Below are 19438 nucleotides of genomic sequence, written 5' to 3' on the forward strand. Positions count from 1 at the left end.
GAGGAACACATCATGCAAAAACCTGCTGCCGGTAACCTGCGACGCGTCACCCTGTCGAGCCTGTTTGGTTCGACCATTGAATGGTATGACTTTTTTCTTTACGGCACCGTTGCCGGGATGGTGTTTAACAAACTCTATTTCCCGGAAGGTGACCCCTTTATTACCACGCTGCTTTCCTATGGCGTGTTTGCGATTGGCTTTCTGACCCGACCGCTGGGGGCCATTATCTTTGGTCATTTCGGTGACACGTTGGGCCGCAAGAAGATGCTGATATTGACCCTGGTGATTATGGGCGGGGCGACGGTGTTTATCGGGCTGATACCCAGCTATCACCAGATTGGCCTGTGGGCACCCTGCCTGCTGATTCTGTGTCGTTTAATCCAGGGCATTGGTCTGGGTGGCGAATGGGGTGGTGCGGTGCTGATGACGTTCGAATCCTCCCCGGAGAAACATCGCGCATTTTTCGCCAGTATCCCGCAGGTGGGGATGTCGCTGGGGTTATTACTGGCCTCCGCCGCCATTGGGTTGGCGTCGATGCTGCTGCCCGATGAAGCCTTTATGTCCTGGGGCTGGCGCGTGCCATTCCTGCTCAGTGGCGTGTTTGTCATCATCGGGACTTATATCCGCAAAAACGTGGCGGAAACCGAGGATTTCCTCAAGGCGCAGGAGGAACAGAAAAATGCGCCGAAACGAATCCCGCTGGTGGAGTTATTTCGCAAAAACACCGGGGTGGTGTTCACCTGTATGGGGATGCGCCTGATTGATGGTGTGTTCTTCAATATTTTCGGTGTCTTTTCGCTGACCTGGCTGACGCAAACGCTGCACATTCCGCGCGATCAGGCGATTGTTGCCATTCTGGCGAGCGCGCTGGTGATGAGTTTCTTTATCCCGTTCTGGGGCTATATGGCCGATCGCTGGGGGCGTGCGCGTATTTTTGCGATGGGGGCCACTCTGTCGGGACTCTCCGCCTTCCCGGCTTTCGCCCTGATGTATAACCATCCGGATAATATCTGGCTGGTCTGGACTGCGATTGTTATCCCGTTTGGTATTTTCCATGCGGCAGTGTTTGGCACGCTGTCATCGGTCTACTCGGAATGTTTTGACGCATCGGTGCGCTATACCGGGATTTCGTTCGCCTACCAGATCTCCGGCGTGTTTGCCGGTGGTTTAACACCGGTGCTGGCCACCATCTTCTCGGACATGCTGGGCGGCAAGCCCTGGTTAATCTGCGCCTATGTGCTGATTATCGGCCTGACCAGTGCCATCTGCGCCGTTTACCTGTGGCGTCGCACCCATGGTGCAGGCAGCATCAATCTCCCCCGTTCTGTCCTGATTAAGTGAGGAAGCATGAAAGCGCTTGTCTATACCCGCCCACTGGGCGTTGAAATCCAGGACCGGCCTTACCCGCAGTTGCCGCAAGGGGGCGATCAGGTGGTGATTCGCATTGCGGCGGCGGGCATCTGTGGATCAGATATGCATGCGTTCCACGGCAAAGATCCACGCCGCCAGCCCGGTCTGGTGCTGGGGCATGAGTTGGCTGGGGAGATAGTTGAAAGCCAGTCAGCGCGTTTTCAACCGGGGCAGCGGGTGACCGCCAACCCATTAATCACCTGTGGGCAGTGCGAATATTGCCGCCAGGGGCGTGACAACCTGTGCAGCGACCGCCATATGATCGGCATGGACTGGCCCGGTGCCTTTGCTGAATATATGGCGATTCCGGCGCGTTCAGTGGTGGCATTACCAGCGGGTATCTCGTTGCAGCATGCGGCGATCACCGAACCGGCCGCCACCGTGGTGCACGCGCTACGCCTGACCCAGCGGGCATTGCAGATGCCACTGGCAGAAGCGAACGCGCTGGTGATCGGCGGGGGGGCAATTGGTCTGCTAACGGTGCTGGTGTTGCGCGCCTGGGGATGTCGTCAGATAACTCTTGCGGAAACCAACCCATTACGCGCCGAAGCGGCTGAGCGTCATACCGGCTGTGCCAGCATCAACCCGATTGAGACGCCGGTAGAAGCGGCAAGTCAGCAGCTGGTCATCGATGCGGTAGGCGCTGGTCCAACACGGAAACTGGCGGTGCATGCGGTGAAACCCGGTGGGGTGATTATGCATATCGGTTTGCAGGATTGGGACAGCGAGATTGATATGCGCAAAATCACCCTGAGCGAGATTACGCTGCTGGGAACTTACACCTACACCATGGAAGATTTCCATCTGACGTTATCGATGCTGGAGCAGGGCGCATTGGGCGCATTGGGCTGGGTGGAACAGCGGGCGTTGCAGCAGGGGGCGAATGCTTTCGATGATCTGGAGTCGCAGCGCGTCTCTGCTGCCAAGATTCTGCTGATTCCCTGAATACCTCCGTTGATGTGTAGCGGCGCGATTTATCGCGCTATTTTCCCGGTGCACCGACTAAAAGGCGCGCGATAAATCGCGCCGCTACAGCATATGCCATTACGCCGACAGCTCGCTTAAAAATTCTTCCGTAGTGATTTGGCGGCAATAGCCTTTGATCGCAGTAAGCGAGTTCTGCTGACGCTCGGGGGAGAGTGTGGCGCAGGCATCCGTCACCAGCGTCACCAGATACCCGAGGTCACAGGCATCGCGCACCGCGCTTTCGATGCATTGGTCGGTGAGGAATCCGGCAATCACCAGATAACGGGTACCGAGGTTGCGCAGCACGTAATCAATATTGGTGGAGATAAACACGCTGGATGAGCTTTTGGGCAGAACGATTTCATCTTCGCCTGGGGCGATAGCATCTAACACTTGTGCATCCCATGAGTCGCGCGGGACATTGAAGCCGGTAATTTTGTAATCCAGACTGCGATCGCGGCCATCTTTGGTCAGGCTCTCGATCACCGTATACATCACTTCAATTTTTTCGGCACGGCAGGCCGCCTGGATCTTTTGCATATTGCCCAGGGTTTCGCGCTCGATGATGTCGAAGAAATAACCAAATTGTTCATTCTGTTGCGCGGCAGACATACCCACATATTCACCGCCGTCACGCCGGGCATTGTAGTTTTGTACATCAATAAAAAGCAGGGTGGCGGATGCTTTCTCAATAGCAATGTTGCGGCTGGTTGGATTAAACATCGATTACGCTTCCTTTTTAAATTGTTGGCTGACAATGTCTTCCCAGCACTGGGTGAAAATCGGTGCCAAATCCTCAGCCCACATTTTTTGTCCCGCTGGCTGGCTAATCAGGTCCTGGCGCAATTCAATTTCGACATAGTGCAGATCGTTCTTCACCGCATGTTGCGGCACGGCGTAATCTGTTTCGTCGGACACCGAATAAGGTTGGTTATCGCCCACCGTCCAGCGCTGGCTTTGTTGCAGCTGTTTGAGGATCGCCAGCGCATAGTCAGCCTTGTGCTGGTACAGCACGCCAATTTCCCACGGACGTTGCTCGCCGTGAAACACCGGGGTGAAGCTGTGCATCGCCAGTAAACAGGTTGGGATGCCGAGAGTCTTGCGTTCTGCCAGAATGTCCCGAATCGCCGCATGATACGGCGCAAAGATTTCCGTCTGGCGCTGGTCGCGATCATGCTGACTCAGCGTCATATTGCCGGGCACCAGGGTAGCTTCTGAAATCGTCGGGATTGAGCTGGGAATACCCGGGTTGCGGTTACAATCAATCACCAGACGCGAATAGATCTGATGGACCAGCGGCGCATTGAGCAACTGGCTCAGGTGGCGGGAAACCGCCAGAACCCCGATATCCCAGCCAATGTGCCGGTCAATCTCCGATTGTGGTAAGCCCAGATCACCCAGGCGGCGGGGGATGCGTTTCCCGCCATGATCACACAGGATCAGAAAAGGCGAATGACCGGTTCGATTCTCGACGACAAAGGGGGCGGGTTCATCTGGAAAAAGCAGTGGTGCGCTCACGTCTAACGTTACCTCATCTGGAAAAGTCATTTAGATTTTGCATTCAATGAAAGGGGGCCCAGCGCTTCCCATTGTTTCAGCCGTTCCACGGTTTTATCGCCCTGATGTTCCATGATGGCGGCGATAATCGTGTCGATCAGCACAATCCCAGCCGAATAACCGTCAAACAACCATGGGGTTTCGACATGAATGGGCAGGACTACTTTGGCAAGAGAAGCAATAGGGGAAAGTTGCGTGTCCGTAACGGCAATCAACGTGGCACCGCGCGCCACAATCTCTTGCGCCAGCTGATACATATCCTGTTGATAGCGACGAAAATCAAACAGCACGAACACATCATTTTTATTGGCATCAATGATTTGCTGAATACGTTCGTGATGATTTTCAGAAAGCACATCGACGCCACGCCGTACCTGTTGCAGGTTGCGCCCGAAATACATCGCCAGCGACTGGCTGATGCGCCCGCCACCCAGAATGACATGATGTTCCCTGGCGCCGATTAAGCGGGTTGCCTCGGTGATTTCAAACTCGGGGATATCACGCAGCGAACACTGAATGGCAAGCACTGACGATTTGATGGCTGCCTCGATCAGTGCCGAAGGGCTTTCATTGGTCACCCAGTTATCCAGGCGCTGCAACGGCCCTTTGGCCTGTTCGGAAAGCTCATCCCGTAACGCCTGCTGAAAATCGACAAAACCACCAAACCCCATACGCCGGGCAAAACGCACCACCGAGGGCAGACTGACGCCGGCCTGATCAGCCAGCGTTTGCACTGTTCCTAAACCTGCTCTGGGATAATCCGCCAGCATCGCCCGCGCTATTTTTCGTTCAGCAGGGCTGAGTTCCGCCATGCTGTCTTTAATTTGTTGTGCCAGCACACCTGCTCTCCTTCACCACACCTGTTCGCGGCATTGACACAAAGACAGTGCCACAACCGGCGTGATTCAGCTATACGAATTTAATATATATTACATATATTGATTTTAAGTGGATTGTGTAACATATATAAAAAAATCTCAAGTGCGGTCACCAGTAAATAGCAGACGGGAGTTTTCGGTGTAATGGATAAAGTAGCGGCAGTAGAAAATAATCAATCCATTGATTCTCAATGTGAAAATCTTATCGCGAGTGGTGTTGCCACTTTATTTGCCACCCTGGTGGATTCCGCTGGGGTTATTCGTGGCAAATCCATTCCTGCCACTCGCCTGAAAACCATCAGCCAGTCTGGTGTCGGGGCATCCCCTTCCTGGGCGTTATTTTGCGCTGACAATGCTATCGCCTGGATCCCGGCATTTTCGGCGGTGGGTGACGATCGCCTGCGCGCTGATCTTTCCGCGCTGGTGAAGCTGAAGGATGGATTTTGCTGGGCACCCGTGGATGTCTTTGAACAGGAAGGCGAACGCGCGGCATGGTGCTCACGCCAGTTTCTGCGCAGCCAGGTTGAAGCGTTGCAGACGGCGGGTATAGAGACCCTGGCGGCGGGGGAGCTGGAGTTTTATTTACTGCCCGATGACGCTGACGCAGCCACCGGTCACTGGCATGCCTATGGCATGGGTGCATTACTGGACAGGGAAGCCGTGGTTAACGATATCGTTAATACGCTCGGCGAAGCGGGTGTTGGCCTTGAGCAGTTTCATGCCGAATACGGTGCCGCCCAGTTTGAATTGTCTCTCGCTCCGGCAGATCCTGTGACCGCCATTGATCGGCTGGTTCTGACCCGCATTCTGCTGGGCCGTATCGCGCGCAAACATAAGTTAGCCGTTAGCTTCTCGCCGAAGCCGTTTGAAGGCGGGGCAGGCAATGGCGCGCATTTGCATTTCTCCTTTACCCGTCAGGGCAAACCGTTGCTGGCCGGTGGTGACTGTGCGTATGGCATCACGGCAGAAGGGGGGAGTTTAATTGCCGGGATTGTCCACTATCTGCCTGAAATGGTGGCGTTACTGGCTCCCTCGGTACTTTCCGCCGATCGTCTTCAGCCGGGACACTGGTCGGGTGCTTATGCCTGCTGGGGGCTGGAAAATCGCGAGGCGGCGGTGCGCTATTGTGCGGCAAATCCGGCGAATCCGTACGGTGCGCATCTGGAAGTGAAATGTATTGATCCTTCGGCGAACCCCTATATCGCCTGTGGCGCAGTGCTCGGCATGGCACTGGCAGGTCACACGCAGTCAATGTCGCTACCCGAAGCGACACAATCCGCCCCCGCCGATTTCTCTGAACAGCAGCGCAGCGAGAAACAGATCAAACGCCTGATTTACTCGCAGGCCGATGCCTTAACCCGGCTGGAACAAAGCGAGCTGGCCCGGGGGTTGTTCCGCCCGGAACTGCTGGGTGCCTTGATTGCTGTGCGTCGTCATGAACACGAAAGTTATGGTCACCTGCCATTAAAAACCACAACCGAGAAGTTCCGCTTTGCCTGGTCCGTCTGACGGGCCCCTTGCACCATTTTGCCTGACTAACACCGGGGAAACCCATTAACAACTCGCTAAACAATCACGTTGTATGAGGGTGAGAGAGATGAATAATGCACCAAATAAAAAGCGTAATTTAAAGCTTTGGGAAGCGCTGGCCCTGTCGCTGGGCATGGTAGGGCCGACCTTAGCCATGTCCGGCAATGCGCAGGGATTAATTGATTCAGTTGGGAAAGCACTGCCTATCGTATTCGTGCTGGGTCTGGTGGGGATTGCGCTCATTGCGTACGGTTTTATCCGCCTGACGCGCTTTTATAACCATGCGGGCAGCGCCTATGGTCTGGTGGGCAAAACCATCGGGCCGCGCGCGGGATTCTTTTCCGGTTTTGCCATCATGGGAACCTATCTGTTCTTCTCGATTGCCACCCTGGCGGCCTTAGGGGCATTCACCAATGCTTTCCTGCAGGCGCTATTTCCCGCCTCGCACATTGAGATCCCGTGGATTGTCACCGCGGCGGTGGGGGTGATTTTTAGCTGGATTCTGAACTCGCGTGATGGACAGACCGTGGCGCGCGTGCTGATGGTGATTGAAGGGGTAGGGATCGTCCTGATGCTGGTGCTGGCTGCGGTCATCATCATCCATCAGCCAGCGACCACGGAGCAACATGCATCGCTGTTTAGCCTGAATGGTGTGAGTTTCCAGGCAGTGATGGCGGCGGTGGTGGCGGCGTTCCTCTCCTGGGCGGGTTTTGAAGCCTGCGCCACGCTGGGTGAGGAGACAGAAAATCCGCAACGTAACATCCCGCTGGCGTTGCTGGGTTCCATCGTGCTGACCGGGATTTTATTTGTCGGCATGATGTATGTGCAGACCCTGGGTTTTGGCACCAGCGAATCCGGACTGAATGCATTTAAAAATTCCGCCAACTCGCTGGGTACGCTGTCGCAGACCTATGTCGGAACGGTATTTTCGCTGTGCATGTTGTTCACCGCCATGATGTCCGCTTTTGCCGCTAATCTCTCCGCCGCCGCAACTTCCAGCCGTCTGTTGTTCGCCCTGGCCCGTGACGGCTTTGGTCATAGCTGTTTTGCCGAGGTATCAAGCAAAACCCATCAACCGCGTAATGCGCTGACGTTAGTGTTAGTGGTGAGTCTGCTGGTGGACGTTGTAGCATGGCTGACGGGCAAACCTTCAATGGGCACGGGCAACAGCGCGATTGATGCCTACTTCTACTTTGCAGTGATTGGCTCAGTGTGTCTGATGATTACCTATCTGATGATTGAGTTAGGTGTCATCAACTTCATCACCCGCATGGGTCAGAACATCCCTAAATGGGAGCTGTTATTGCCGGTACTGGGCATCGTCATCATGGTCGTCTCCCTCTATTACAACGTGGTAGGCCAGGAAGATTTATTTAGCCCGGCGCTGGTGGCGTTCTACTGGTGCATTGCCGGACTGATCATCATTATCTCCGCGCCGCGTCTGGTGCGAAATATTGGCTTGTCGCTGTCGGAAGAGTTTTCCGCTCCGGCTGAACCCATCGCCACTGCTATCGCACAGAAGGAATCAGTATGAGTCAGGCTATTTTTCCGCCGGAAGCTGAAGCGCTTTATCAGCGCGATGCGCAATCGATTGCCGGCATTGAGAAGCTACGTTTTTTCCCGCTGACCGTTTCATCAGGTGAAGGATGCTGGTTAACCGAAGTGGGGGGACGGAAACTGCTCGATCTGTCGGCGACCTGGACTGCCTGTGGCCTGGGGCACGGACATCGGAAAATCACCGAAGCGATGATGAAAGCGGCGCAGACCCCGGCCGGAGCGGGAGGGCTGTCAGCGGTGCATCCTGATTCCGTCGGGCTGGCCGAAGATTTACTGGCGATTACCCCAGGAAAAGGGGATCGCTGTGTCTATCTCGGTCACGCCGGGAGTGATGCCAATGATGTCGCGCTGCGCGCCTGTCGCCTGGCATCGGGCAAACGCAAGGTGGTGGCCTTTGCTCATGGTTATCATGGTGGCATTGGGCTGGCGATGAAGGTGTCAGGAGTGCATATTTCGGCAGGCAGCGCCGCCGATCCCGATCTTTACCTCGCGACTTATCCCAATCCCTTCCGTCCGCATAGCGCAGGCAAAGACCCGGTTAAGGCCAGCGTCGAGGCCAGTCTGCACGAAGTGCAGGCCCAGCTGGAGCAGGGGGATGTCGCTTGTGTGATTGTCGAACCGATCTTATCCGATGGCGGCATGGTGGTGCCCCCGGCCGGTTTTCTCGCCGGATTACACCAGTTATGTATCAACGCTGGCGTACCGCTGATTTGCGATGAGGTCAAAATGGGGCTGGGCCGTCCCGGGCTGCTGCATGCCTTCCAGCATGAGAACATTGCACCGGAAATTGTGACCTTCGGGAAGGTGCTGGGTGGCGGTTTGCCGCTCTCGGCCACGGTTGGTCCCAAAGAAATCCTCGGCGGACCCGCCGCCCATGCTTTGTTGACCACAGCGGGCAATCCCATCTGTACTGCCGTTGGGCGTGCGGTGCTGAATGTGCTGGAAACGGAGGCATTGCCGCAGCGCGCAGCCCAATCCGGGCAGTATTTTATGCAGATGCTGCGTGACCTGGCGAAGGATCTCCCGGTTATCGGCGATGTGCGTGGTCATGGTCTGGCGATTGGTGTGGAGTTGGTTGTGGCCGATGACAGCCAAAGACCGGACCGCATCCTGGCGCAGAAAGTGGTGTATCAGGCCTGGAAAGAAGGGCTGGTGGTTTATTACGTCGGCGGCAATGTGCTGGAAATTACGCCACCGCTGATTATTACCACTGAGGAGATTGATTACGCCATTGAGAAGCTGGCACTGGCAATTCGCAAAGCTCCTCAGGTGACGGATGCCGAAATCAAGGCTTATGCTGGCTGGTGAGTAATGTGATGGCAGATGGCCATTAACCTGGCCATCTGTACGCATCAGGAATAAATCCGGTTCATATGACATGACAGGCTTATCATAAGAAAATCATCTGGATTGGCAAGGCTCAGATTGGTGAGCGTTTCAAATTTCCGCAGCCGTTGGTAGAGCGTATTAATATGGATATTCAGCTCCTTCGCAGTCAGCACGGTTGACTGGCTGTTTTTCAGATAAGACTGCAAAGTTGCAATTAAAACGGCCCCTTTATCGCCGGTGTCCAATACCGGAGAAAGGACATCGTTAACAAATGTTTTGAGTTCTTCGCTGTTATGTTTGGTGAATAATCTTTCAATGCCGGTGTTGCTGAAATTCAGAATGCCGGGCCGCTGTCGGGTTTTGAGTACATCAAGAGCGGTTCCTGCCTGCTGATGACTTATCACGATATTTTCTTTCGTTGTGATGGAGCTTAATCCTACCTGAAAATTGTGCTGAAGATAGTGGTCCCCACCTATTTTTTGCTCCAGCATACTCAGTTTTCCATTGATATTTTCTGAGTGGAATATCACCACTTCATCATTTTCAACATAGAAGGCTGAATGATTAAGCCCTGTCTTGCCGACCAGATGGTTTTTGATCGTGATAAAGGCCAGGTCATTCAACTCGGTGTTAAATGGCGATAATCTGATGCACATTATCCAGTTTTTAAAATGAAAACCGTTATCCAGCAGGCTGCGTTCATGTCTGGCAGATAATCCATAGCGGATGACCTCCTGAAAAATAAACGCGATCTTTTTGTGAGCGATAATAACGGCACTGGTTCGCTTCATAATCTCCATCACGACGAAGTCACGAATTCGGGCTGCGATCACAGAATTCAATTCATCAATGTCGTAGCCATTGATAATGATAAAACCCACCAGGAAGTCATCATTAATCAGCGGATAAATAAGACATTCACCCTCGGTTATCACGTTACTGGTGTTGTCATGCGCTTTATGGAGGTGAGATAGCGTATCCCAGCTATAATGCTGGCTTCTGGCGTTGAAATAACGGTGACCAAGAATATCGATATAGCTCATGGCTGAGTTCACCCGAGCGGAAAGCTGTTCGATGAATTCATCTAATCTATTGAACTTTGTCGATAAATTTATCATGTCAGCATGGAGGTCCACGCTCACCTTCAACAACCTGTTTTGTTTTTCGAGTTGTGATTTGAGCGTTTCCACTTCACGCAGACTGGCGGCTTTTTCATCGTACAAACGGGCATTGCGCCAGGCTAATGCCACCTGAGAGGCGAAGGTTTCCAGCAAAGAAACTGCCAGCGAGTTAAATACCGAATGCCGTTTCAGGGATAATATCGTCAATGTGCCATAACAGGTTTGTTGATCTAACACCGGGACACATAACAGGGCATTGGCGATCGGGTTGTTTTTCATGATAGTTTCACGAACCGTTGAGTGCTCCGTGAAACTATTTAATATTTCTTCTCTGGAATTAACTAAAATGGATGATCGGCTTTCAAAAGCTTTGCCGGAAATGGACTGTTGTGGTGTAACGGCGTATTCATAATAATTGTTCTCAAACCCCAGCATCGCAACCGGAATCAACAAGTTCTTTTCTTGATCATAGATACGAAATATCGCTGCATCACTGTGCGGAATGGTTTTAAGGGCACCCTCAATCACATGCTGTAAAATGACTTCATGCGATAAACCCGAAGCCAGATGCCAGGTATTATCGCTGACTTTTCTGAACATAAAGTTCTGATATTTAATCACACCAGAGAGAAAGTAAACCTTGATATCATTGATTAATGCATGTACATAGCCATTATCAGACTCGTTATCAATGTTTTTAATATTTATCTTCAGTGAATCAATATACAGACAGACCGCTTCTATGATGATCTCACGGGGCAGAATTTGATGGCTAAGAATATATGATTCGTTACGCTCATCAATATTTTCGTCAGCATCTTTCAGCGCATCATCATAACGCCGTGCCGAATGACTGACATTAACCTGCGCCTGCGGATAATAGCGCTGCACAATTGAGGTTATTGCCGATGCATGATCCGGTACGGCAACGCTATGTGTATCTTCATACATAAAATAAACCTTTCTGGTGTATGTTCGCACATAGTTATTTTTCACTTTTTTTGCAAGGGTAGCAAGGGCGAAGAAAAGGTATCGCTATCCACTTGAGGGTCATCTATGTCTGGCTTCATTACAGAGAATAAAAATAAAGTCATTATCTTCATATTGTTTTTGTGTTGGGTTGTGGGCTTCATTGATAAAACCGCGATAAACATTGCCATTATTCCGATTAGCGGTGAATTCGGACTGGCCTCTGATGAAACGGGCATGATTATCAGTGGCTTTTTCCTCGCCTACTCAATCACGCAACTGATTGGTGGCTATCTTGTCGATCGGCTGGGTAGCAAAACCATTCTCACCGGTGCGGTAGGTCTCTGGTCCGTCGCCACCGCTTGTACCGGAATGGCGACCGGGATCCTCGGTCTGGTCGTGTCGCGTTTCTTTGTTGGGATGGGAGAAGCGGTTTTCCCGTCGGGCAGTTCTGTCGTCATTGCCCAGCAATTTGATAAAAGCAAAATGGCAAGAGCCAAGTCTTTCCTGCAATCCGGTGCATCGGTTGGCTTTGCCGTGGGATCCGTGGTCGTCACCACGCTGATTGCCTTCTTCAACTGGCGGATGATGTTTTTCGTGCTGGGGATTCTCGGCATGGGTCTGGCACTGGTGCTCTGGCTGGTGCTGCGTTCGTCAGCGGATCACCAGGTAGCGTCCCCGGCTGCCAGCCTGACGCGGGATAAAACCTCGGAAAAAAGACGCTTGCTGGAAATCGTTACCCGCCCGCTGACTTGGCAAATCGCCGCCTGTTATTTCTTCACCAATATTGTGTTCTGGGGGCTGCAATCCTGGCTGCCGTCCTACTGGATTAAAGTGAAGGGCATGAGCATGGTCTCAATGGGGGCATGGTCGATGCTGCCACCCACACTGGGTTTTATCTCGTTTCTGGTTTGCGGCTGGTTGTTGGATCGTTTTTTCCAGGGGCGGGAAAAGTTTCTGATTGCGATCGGCTCCTCGGTGTCTGCGCTGTTTATCTGGCTGATGTTTAATGCCTCTACAGTGCCGATCGCCTTTGCCTGGTTATCCCTTTCCAATATTTTCCTTAACGCGATCAGCATCAGCGTCTTCGTCACCATCATCAAGCAATACCCGAAAGCATCCGTCGGGACCGCGACCGGCCTGATTAACTCTGTGGCGCAAATCGGTTCGTTCCTGTCCCCTCTGGTGATCGGATATCTGTTAAAGCTGACCAACCAGAATTATTCCACGGCCTTTCTGATGATTATCGCCTGCGCCGTGGTCACCTGTCTGATTGCGCTTTCAATGACCCATTCGAACAGCACGGTACAGAGTGAAACCCGTTCAAATCCATCGCATTAATAAGAGAGGCCCTATGAATTATTCAGCCATTATTCAGGACACGCTGAACCAGCAACGTAAAAAGATTATTTCGGTCAGCGACCAGGTGTGGGAATTTGCAGAAGTCCGTTATGAAGAGTCGCAGTCGGCCGCGCTGATTGCGCAGACCCTTGAAGACGCGGGTTTCGCAGTTGAGCGTCAAGCTGGCGGCATTGAAACCGCTTTTGTGGCGACCTTCGGAACAGGACAGCCGGTTATTGCCTTCCTGGGCGAGTTTGATGCATTGCCATCCCTCAGCCAGCAGGCAGAATGCAGCTATTTTTCGCCGGTGGTGCCGTCCGGTAACGGGCATGGTTGTGGGCATAATTTGTTAGGTGCGGGAGCCTTAGCGGCAGCCCTTGCTACCAAAGCCTGTATGGAACAAACCGGGCTCTCCGGGACGATTAAATTCTTTGGCTGCCCGGCGGAAGAAGGCGGGGGCGGTAAAGCATTTATGGCACGCGCTGGTCTGTTTGAGGGCGTCGATATTGCTTTCACCTGGCACCCCTGGGATGAAAACCTGGCGTATAACGCACGTATGCTGGCGACCAATCAGGTGAAATATCTGTTTAAAGGGAAGAGTACCCATGCGGCCTTTAGCCCGCATTTGGGACGCAGCGCATTGGATGGCGTCGAACTGATGAATGTCGGTGCGAACTTCCTGCGCGAACATATTATTCCCGAAGCGCGACTGCACTACGCCATCACCAATGCCGGTGGCAACGCGCCGAATGTGGTGCAATCTGAGGCGCATGTTCTCTACAAAGTACGCTCCCCCAAAATGCATGAAGTGCGTGATATTACTGAGCGAGTGCATGATATCGCCCGGGGTGCAGCGCTGATGTCTGGCACCCAGGTGACGATTGAATTTGATGCGGCTTCTGCGGATCTCATTCCTAACGTAACGCTGGCAAGTATCATGGACGAAGAACTGAACAAAATCGGGCCGGTGGCCTTTAGCGAGGATGAAAAAGCCTTTGCTGCATCGATCCAGGCAACTTTTTCTGATGAGGAAAAACGCAAGGTTGCGAAAAAAGGACGGGTATTGTCCGAGGATATTACCCCTTTACGCCGCGAACCTGATTTCCTCAATGGCTCCACCGATGTTGGGGATGTTAGCTGGCTGTTGCCGGTCGGGCAGGTTTATATTGCGACCTGCGCATGGGGCACGCCACCGCATTCCTGGCAAATGGTGACACAGGGCAAAACCTCTTACGCACACAAGGGCATGCTGCTGGCAGGCAGCGTGATGGCAGCCTCAGCCGTGCGTGTATTAACCAATCCGGCGATTATTAACCAGGCCAAAGAAGAACATATCTTGCAACTGGAAGGTGAGACATACCATTCATTGCTGCCGCAGGATGCGCAACCCCGTCCATTAAACCGTTAATAGTGCAATTGGGTGGCATCTCGCCACCCCTTTTTAAAATAAAAATGATGAGGCATTAATAATGAAGATGATGAAATATACACTGCTTGCGGTGGTTGTTGTTCTGCCTGCAATCTCTCAGGGAGCAGAAATTTATAATAAAGACGGCAACAAACTGGATCTTTATGGCAGCGTGCGAGCCAGGCATTATTTCAGTGATGATACCAGCGTGGATGGTGATAATAGTTATGTGCGTCTGGGTTTTAAAGGGCAAACAAAAATTAATGATAAGCTCACCGGTTATGGTCAGTGGGAATATAATATTCAGGCCAACCATTCCGAAGCTGAAGGTGATGAGGGCAATAAAACCCGTTACGGATTTGCCGGACTGAAATATGGCCAGTGGGGCAGCATCGATTACGGCAGAAATAACGGCGTGTTATATGATGTTGCCAGCATTACGGACTATGCCCCGATTTTTGACCATCTGACAGACAGTTACACCGATGGCTTTATGACCGGCCGCGCCACCGGGGTGCTGACTTATCGTAATACCAATTTGTTTGGCTTGTCTGATAAGGTCAACTTTGCCTTGCAGTATCAGGGGAAAAACGGGGCGGGCAGTAATAACAGCGGCCGCACTGTTTACACCTCGAATGGTGAGGGTGCAGGCGCTTCCGTCAGTTATAGTTTCGACTGGGGTGGTACTGTGCTGGCCGCTTATGGCAACTCGCATCGCACAGCGGCGCAGGAAGCTTTAGCATATGGCGATGGTGATCGGGCCGAAATGTGGGCGCTGGGATTCAAATATAATCCAGGCCAGTTTTATGCTGCGATTAAATATTCTGAGGGCCAGAATATCACGCCTATTCGTGGCTATGGTTTTGCCAACAAAACCCAGAACTTCGAAGTTTATTCGCGCTATGTTTTCGATAACGGTATCGTTCCCGGTATTGGCTGGTTCCAGTCTCAGGGGAAAGAGATTGAAGGTTACGGCGATGTCTATCTGGCCAAATATCTGGATGTTAACGTCGCGTACTTTTTAAATAAAAACTTTCTTGTCTACACCGATTATAAAATCAACCAGCTTGATAAGAATACCCCGTTCGGGATTTCTACCGATGATAGCTTTGGTGTGGGGATGACTTACCAGTTCTAAGGCATATTGCGTAGCGGCACGAAGTATTGTGTGTCTTTTTACAGGGTTTCTGCTGCCAAAACCTGCGCGATAAATCGCGCCGCTACTGATAAGTGCAACCATGATGCCCGCAGGATTTCAAAGCAACGCATTCACCCAGATCCACACCGGCAGCGTACCCATCGACAGCAGGGTGGTCAGGCAAATCGCGGAACTGGTTATCTGGCTTTCCTGCTGCGAGCGTGAAAACCCGAGCACGTTAACGCCGGAAGGATTGGCGGCCATCAGCACCAGCACCCCGCGTGGCATTCCGCTGATATGCAATAGAATCAGCAATAACGATATGATTTAAAACGACTTCAACCGGCACCCCTTGCACCGTGGGGCATGTATGGGACATTCTCTTTAAGCCTCTGGTTGATATACTCAACCTGACTGGCACTGCATTCAGGCATCCACGCTCCATAAACGCTGTAAACCATCTGTGCACTCGCATGCCCCATCTGTGAAGCAATAAACGCGGGATTGGCACCAGCTGATAACAGCCAGCATGCGTAGGTATGGCGTGACTGGTACGCTTTGCGGTATCTTAATCCTGCCCGTTTCATTGCCGGTTCCCATATACTTCGCAGTGTTCCTACCGCGTAATGATGCCTGCCAACCGCGCCGGGTGAGACCAGCAGAGGGCAAAAAAGAAAGGTGCAGGGGTGAGTGGTTGTCCGGCCATACTCCCGCAGTCTTACTTCTGTCAGGTGTTGCTTACCCAGTCGGGTAAGTTCCGCCTGATCCCTCAGTGCATTAAGTGCCGGACCGACAAGGTGTATTACTCTGTCTGTACCTGCATCAGTCTTTGGCAGAGTAAACAGTCCTCGCGATGTCAGATTTCGCCTCACCATTAACGTTCCGGCTTTCAGATCAACGTCTTCCCACGCCAGCGAGACCAGCTCTCCATGCCGGACGCCGGTATAAAACGCAAGCATCCACAAATTTCTTGTCTGGCGGTTCGGGCATGCAGCTATAAACCGGCTGAATTCATCACGGGTCAGCGGGTCCGGCTCTGCTTTCGATTTTTTCAGCGGCCTGATGCTGCTGAACGGGTTAACGTCCACATAGCCGTTGTCAGCAGCGAACTGGAACATGCCACCTATAGTTGTCATGTAAAAATTGACAGTAGGCACCGTTCTTCCTTTCACCGGCTTCAGGCGGGAATGCGTGATAACCTGAACACCGGTCAGCAGATCTTTCCTGATGAAAAGCAGGTCTTCTTTCGTAACGGCTGAGGCAAGTTTTTTGCCGCCGATACGTGGCACCATATTTCTCACCACGGAGCAGTAACGATGATGTGTGTTGGCGCTGATATCCATTTTTTTCAGGTCCAGCCATTTTTCTGCCAGGTCACTGACGGTAATTTCCTTTTTTTCAACGCCGAACCGCTTCAGGTTTACTGACTGCGGGAACTGTGCTGCATAGTTGAAACTTCCCATCTTTATTGCAAAGCACACCGAAGCGCGAAGCTCCCCGGCTACTTTGCGGTTTTTGGCCGTATCGGGCACGCCAAGATTTTCCCTGACGCGCAGGCCGTTGTACTGAAACCAGATGCGGAGTGATCCGCCATGGTTCTCGACGCCCGTTGGGTATGATGTTTTACTCACTTTTCCCTCCTGACGTCCAGGAGCCATTCAAGAATATCGCGATCATATCATTCGGTCACTACTGGTATTTTTTGTGCAGCAACCCAGGCATCGATCGCTTTCCTGTTATACATGCATTCGCTGGTGGGCTTAGGCTCACCATCAGGAGAAATATGTTTATATTCGCGCCCCAGCAACCATGATTTTTTTCGGGCGCGTTCGATGGTTCCTGACTTCCAGCCAGTTACAGCAATTAGTAGCTTTTCTGTAACCCATTCATTCGTTTCGATCTGCACAATGTCTGTCATATTTCACTCCATGCCTGACCTGCTGCAACAGGTGAATAAATTACCGTGACATGTCACGGCGTGATTTTGAACTTCAGCTCATGCCAGCCATGAGTAAGCCAGCAAGCATTTTCACCACTAAGGTAACATTCAGTAACCGGCAACTGATCACCACAGCGGCCACAGTTACGTTTATTCAGTTCTGCCACCTGTCGTTTAAGTTGGGAGTTATCGATACGAATAAGTATAGTGATGTACTCATTTAACTCATATGGTTCACGCCCTGGGTGAAGATCGGCGCAATTCTGCGCCAGCATTTAGAGTTTCTGATTTGAGCACAAGCTCAGGTTTCTTTTCACCGGAAGCGGGCTGACGTGCACGTTGCTTTGCGTTCTGTGGGTGATTTAATCATTATCTTCAAAATCATTAAATTCTAGTTTTTGGAAATTTCTATCAAATCCCTTTCGTCCTAGTGCCGAAAATTTTCCATTATGGATTGTGTAACCACATGCCTTGTTTTCATCTATATAGACAACGTTAAATCTCGGATAGTTACGTGGTGTTATTTCAAAGTAAATGCCAAGTGCTTCTTTTCCTTTTCGCATCTTCTGCAATTCTCTGGCTACTTCCTGCCATTCCTCGATGCTTACAGCATGTCTTTTTCCACCTAATTCGGATATATCCATCTCAACTATTTCTTTTAGTCTTTCATTGCTTATTAACATTATGTCTCCTGTTTAAAAAATCTATATACTATTTATTTTACGGAAGTCCTTTTGATAGCGACATAACGAATAAGTTTCAAATGGAAAGATTAGACGTTCATGTATAATTATTTCTCGTGGTCGGGAAGTACAGGGTTATGCTTCGCCCATCAACACCGTGAAACACCTTGGCGAGCATTCCTTCTCTGTAACCGAGGCATGCAGCATGTGAAGGTTTGTCTGACTTTGCTGTTTTCCGGATTTTGGCCTCACCAACTCCTTCTTCCCGCAATTTTTTAGCGTAAGCACTCATCTTTGATTCTTGCTCTTCGCTGACTTCAAGGGCTTTTACGGCGTGGTAGGCACCTGATGCCCATCCCTCACAAAACTGGTCAGACATAGCAGCTTTGCGCTTTGACGGGAGTCGATAGCAATAGTTGGCCTGAAACTCTTTTCTTGCCTGCTTAATCTGACGCGTTAAAACATCAAAGATGTAAGCTGCTGCAACGTCTCTGCCATCCAGACCGTAAAACTTAACGACCCGCTTACGCTGGAAACTCGGTGTTAATCGCCAGCTCACCAGGCAGTTAACTGCAAATGCCTTCTCTATGGTCGCAACAAGGAAGCCCATATAACGAGGCAGTTTTTCGGCATCGCTTGGAGATGACTTACTTTCGCTGGTGCTGATCTCCAAGAAGCTCACCTCTGACTCACTCAATCCATGTTCTTTCATGAAAGCCTGAGCTTTCGAAAGGGCGCTTGCGGCTTCTGCCGGACTGCTGGTGTTTTGAGCCAGGCGCATTAATTTCTGGATTTTTGTGAGGTATTTCTTTTTGGCTTTATCGTCCATCACTCACCATCCTTATCAGCCTGCCCGGCTGACGCCTACCTGAATATCGTCGTGTGGGTGTTCCATAATTTCTCCATACCGATTTTTAGTTGCACGAATCCCTTGCCGTTGATGGCAATAAATCAAAAAGGGATTCACTCAAATTGGCTGGCAGGTACTGCAACACCTGCCGCCGTAATTCTCCATGCCTGAAAGGATGTGTGGTGCCGGGTGCCTCCCGGTGCCCTGATCAAGCTGACAAACCACAGGGCGGTGACTCATAGAATTGACGCATCGCACGATAACGATGATTGTCAGTTTTACCGCGTGCGCTGGCCGCATTCACCACAACGGTTGAGAGCATTAATCGGTTCAGGGAGGTCTTCAGGAGTTTCCTTCGCCACAGAGAAATGCTCTCACCGTTGTGTGGTGCTATGACGGGCACCAGCCGGGCTATCCTGTCTTTCACCCTGGAATGCTCACTCTACTGACTGACAGGTGCATGAGTTTTAATTAGTGCCACACTAACGCAGTGGCTTCGGGGCTTTAACGTCACTTCCGCTTGGACATCACTCGCCGTTTTTATGTGTCCTGCTCCAGCGCACCGGACGGACATACCACACGACTCTGGATTCTGATGACCATCAGGCCGAATGTTGTTGTGATGGCTGGGGCTGAAAATCCCAGCATCTGTGGAGGTCTTGATGTCAGGCTGTCTGGAACGGCAGCAATGCCTGACCACATCCCGTCGAATTTACTCGGCGACAATTCCCACAGTATTAAAACCGCTACCTTTAGCGCATC

General features: G+C 51.6%; 18 protein-coding genes. 8 read left to right on the forward strand and 10 right to left on the reverse strand.

Features of this window, described 5'->3' with window-relative positions:
- Positions 1–12: 12 nt before the first annotated feature.
- Both AC6I8X_RS23380 and AC6I8X_RS23385 read left to right on the forward strand, forming a co-directional pair.
- Positions 13–1341, forward strand: a complete 1329-nt coding sequence (locus tag AC6I8X_RS23380; RefSeq protein WP_313685975.1) for an MFS transporter — start codon at positions 13–15, stop codon at positions 1339–1341.
- Positions 1342–1347: 6 nt separating this feature from the next.
- Entirely contained in the window at positions 1348–2355 is a 1008-nt protein-coding gene (locus AC6I8X_RS23385; protein ID WP_497841571.1) for an alcohol dehydrogenase catalytic domain-containing protein, read from the forward strand.
- Positions 2356–2454: 99 nt separating this feature from the next.
- Here the strand turns inward: AC6I8X_RS23385 and AC6I8X_RS23390 are convergent, their stop codons facing one another.
- From AC6I8X_RS23390 to AC6I8X_RS23400, 3 genes are read right to left on the reverse strand one after another with little or no spacing between them, the layout of a single operon-like run.
- Complete coding sequence (locus AC6I8X_RS23390; protein ID WP_313685979.1) at positions 2455–3099, reverse strand: cysteine hydrolase family protein; 645 nt, start codon at positions 3097–3099, stop codon at positions 2455–2457.
- 3 nt (positions 3100–3102) lie between these two features.
- The gene (locus AC6I8X_RS23395; protein WP_497841572.1) at positions 3103–3924 is read right to left on the reverse strand and encodes an N-formylglutamate amidohydrolase; all 822 of its coding nucleotides are present in this window, start codon (positions 3922–3924) and stop codon (positions 3103–3105) included.
- On the reverse strand, positions 3921–4772 hold the full coding sequence (locus AC6I8X_RS23400; RefSeq protein ID WP_299454413.1) for a MurR/RpiR family transcriptional regulator: 852 nt from the start codon (positions 4770–4772) through the stop codon (positions 3921–3923). Before AC6I8X_RS23400 ends, AC6I8X_RS23395 begins: the two co-directional genes overlap by 4 nt.
- 183 nt (positions 4773–4955) lie before the next feature.
- On the opposite strand from AC6I8X_RS23400, the gene AC6I8X_RS23405 reads away from it, so the two are divergent.
- From AC6I8X_RS23405 to AC6I8X_RS23415, 3 genes are all read left to right on the forward strand, one after another.
- The gene (locus AC6I8X_RS23405) at positions 4956–6320 is read left to right on the forward strand and encodes a type I glutamate--ammonia ligase (protein ID WP_497841573.1); all 1365 of its coding nucleotides are present in this window, start codon (positions 4956–4958) and stop codon (positions 6318–6320) included.
- An 88-nt stretch (positions 6321–6408) separates the two neighbouring features.
- Positions 6409–7875, forward strand: a complete 1467-nt coding sequence (locus tag AC6I8X_RS23410; RefSeq protein ID WP_497841574.1) for an APC family permease — start codon at positions 6409–6411, stop codon at positions 7873–7875.
- Positions 7872–9206, forward strand: a complete 1335-nt coding sequence (locus AC6I8X_RS23415; RefSeq protein WP_497841575.1) for an aspartate aminotransferase family protein — start codon at positions 7872–7874, stop codon at positions 9204–9206. Before AC6I8X_RS23410 ends, AC6I8X_RS23415 begins: the two co-directional genes overlap by 4 nt.
- 44 nt (positions 9207–9250) lie before the next feature.
- Here AC6I8X_RS23415 and AC6I8X_RS23420 read toward each other — a convergent pair whose 3' ends face one another.
- Positions 9251–11299: a helix-turn-helix domain-containing protein gene (locus AC6I8X_RS23420; protein WP_497841576.1), complete on the reverse strand. Its 2049-nt coding sequence runs from the start codon at positions 11297–11299 to the stop codon at positions 9251–9253.
- Between the two features lie 105 nt (positions 11300–11404).
- Here AC6I8X_RS23420 and AC6I8X_RS23425 point away from each other — a divergent pair, with 105 nt between their 5' ends.
- From AC6I8X_RS23425 to AC6I8X_RS23435, 3 genes are all read left to right on the forward strand, one after another.
- On the forward strand, positions 11405–12658 hold the full coding sequence (locus AC6I8X_RS23425) for an MFS transporter (protein WP_497841577.1): 1254 nt from the start codon (positions 11405–11407) through the stop codon (positions 12656–12658).
- A gap of 13 nt (positions 12659–12671) precedes the next feature.
- Positions 12672–14066: a M20 family metallopeptidase gene (locus tag AC6I8X_RS23430; RefSeq protein WP_497841578.1), complete on the forward strand. Its 1395-nt coding sequence runs from the start codon at positions 12672–12674 to the stop codon at positions 14064–14066.
- 70 nt (positions 14067–14136) lie between these two features.
- The gene (locus AC6I8X_RS23435) at positions 14137–15204 is read left to right on the forward strand and encodes a porin (protein ID WP_313689251.1); all 1068 of its coding nucleotides are present in this window, start codon (positions 14137–14139) and stop codon (positions 15202–15204) included.
- Positions 15205–15321: 117 nt separating this feature from the next.
- On the opposite strand, the gene AC6I8X_RS23440 is transcribed toward AC6I8X_RS23435, so the two are convergent.
- From AC6I8X_RS23440 to AC6I8X_RS23465, 6 genes are all read right to left on the reverse strand, one after another.
- A complete protein-coding gene (locus AC6I8X_RS23440; RefSeq protein WP_497841579.1) occupies positions 15322–15519 on the reverse strand; it encodes a hypothetical protein in 198 nt (65 codons plus the stop codon).
- Between the two features lie 23 nt (positions 15520–15542).
- Entirely contained in the window at positions 15543–16835 is a 1293-nt protein-coding gene (locus tag AC6I8X_RS23445) for a tyrosine-type recombinase/integrase (protein WP_497841580.1), read from the reverse strand.
- Between the two features lie 47 nt (positions 16836–16882).
- Complete coding sequence (locus tag AC6I8X_RS23450) at positions 16883–17122, reverse strand: excisionase family protein (RefSeq protein WP_497841581.1); 240 nt, start codon at positions 17120–17122, stop codon at positions 16883–16885.
- Between the two features lie 53 nt (positions 17123–17175).
- Positions 17176–17418, reverse strand: a complete 243-nt coding sequence (locus tag AC6I8X_RS23455; protein WP_497841582.1) for a hypothetical protein — start codon at positions 17416–17418, stop codon at positions 17176–17178.
- 87 nt (positions 17419–17505) lie between these two features.
- Positions 17506–17826 carry a hypothetical protein gene (locus tag AC6I8X_RS23460; protein WP_497841583.1) on the reverse strand — a complete coding sequence of 107 codons (321 nt, stop codon included), beginning with the start codon at positions 17824–17826 and terminating at the stop codon, positions 17506–17508.
- A 97-nt stretch (positions 17827–17923) separates the two neighbouring features.
- Positions 17924–18655, reverse strand: a complete 732-nt coding sequence (locus tag AC6I8X_RS23465; RefSeq protein WP_497841584.1) for a DUF2786 domain-containing protein — start codon at positions 18653–18655, stop codon at positions 17924–17926.
- Between the last annotated feature and the right edge of the window lie 783 nt (positions 18656–19438).

The sequence above is a fragment of the Pantoea sp. X-Soil-TKNS-1280 genome, assembly GCF_059730475.1.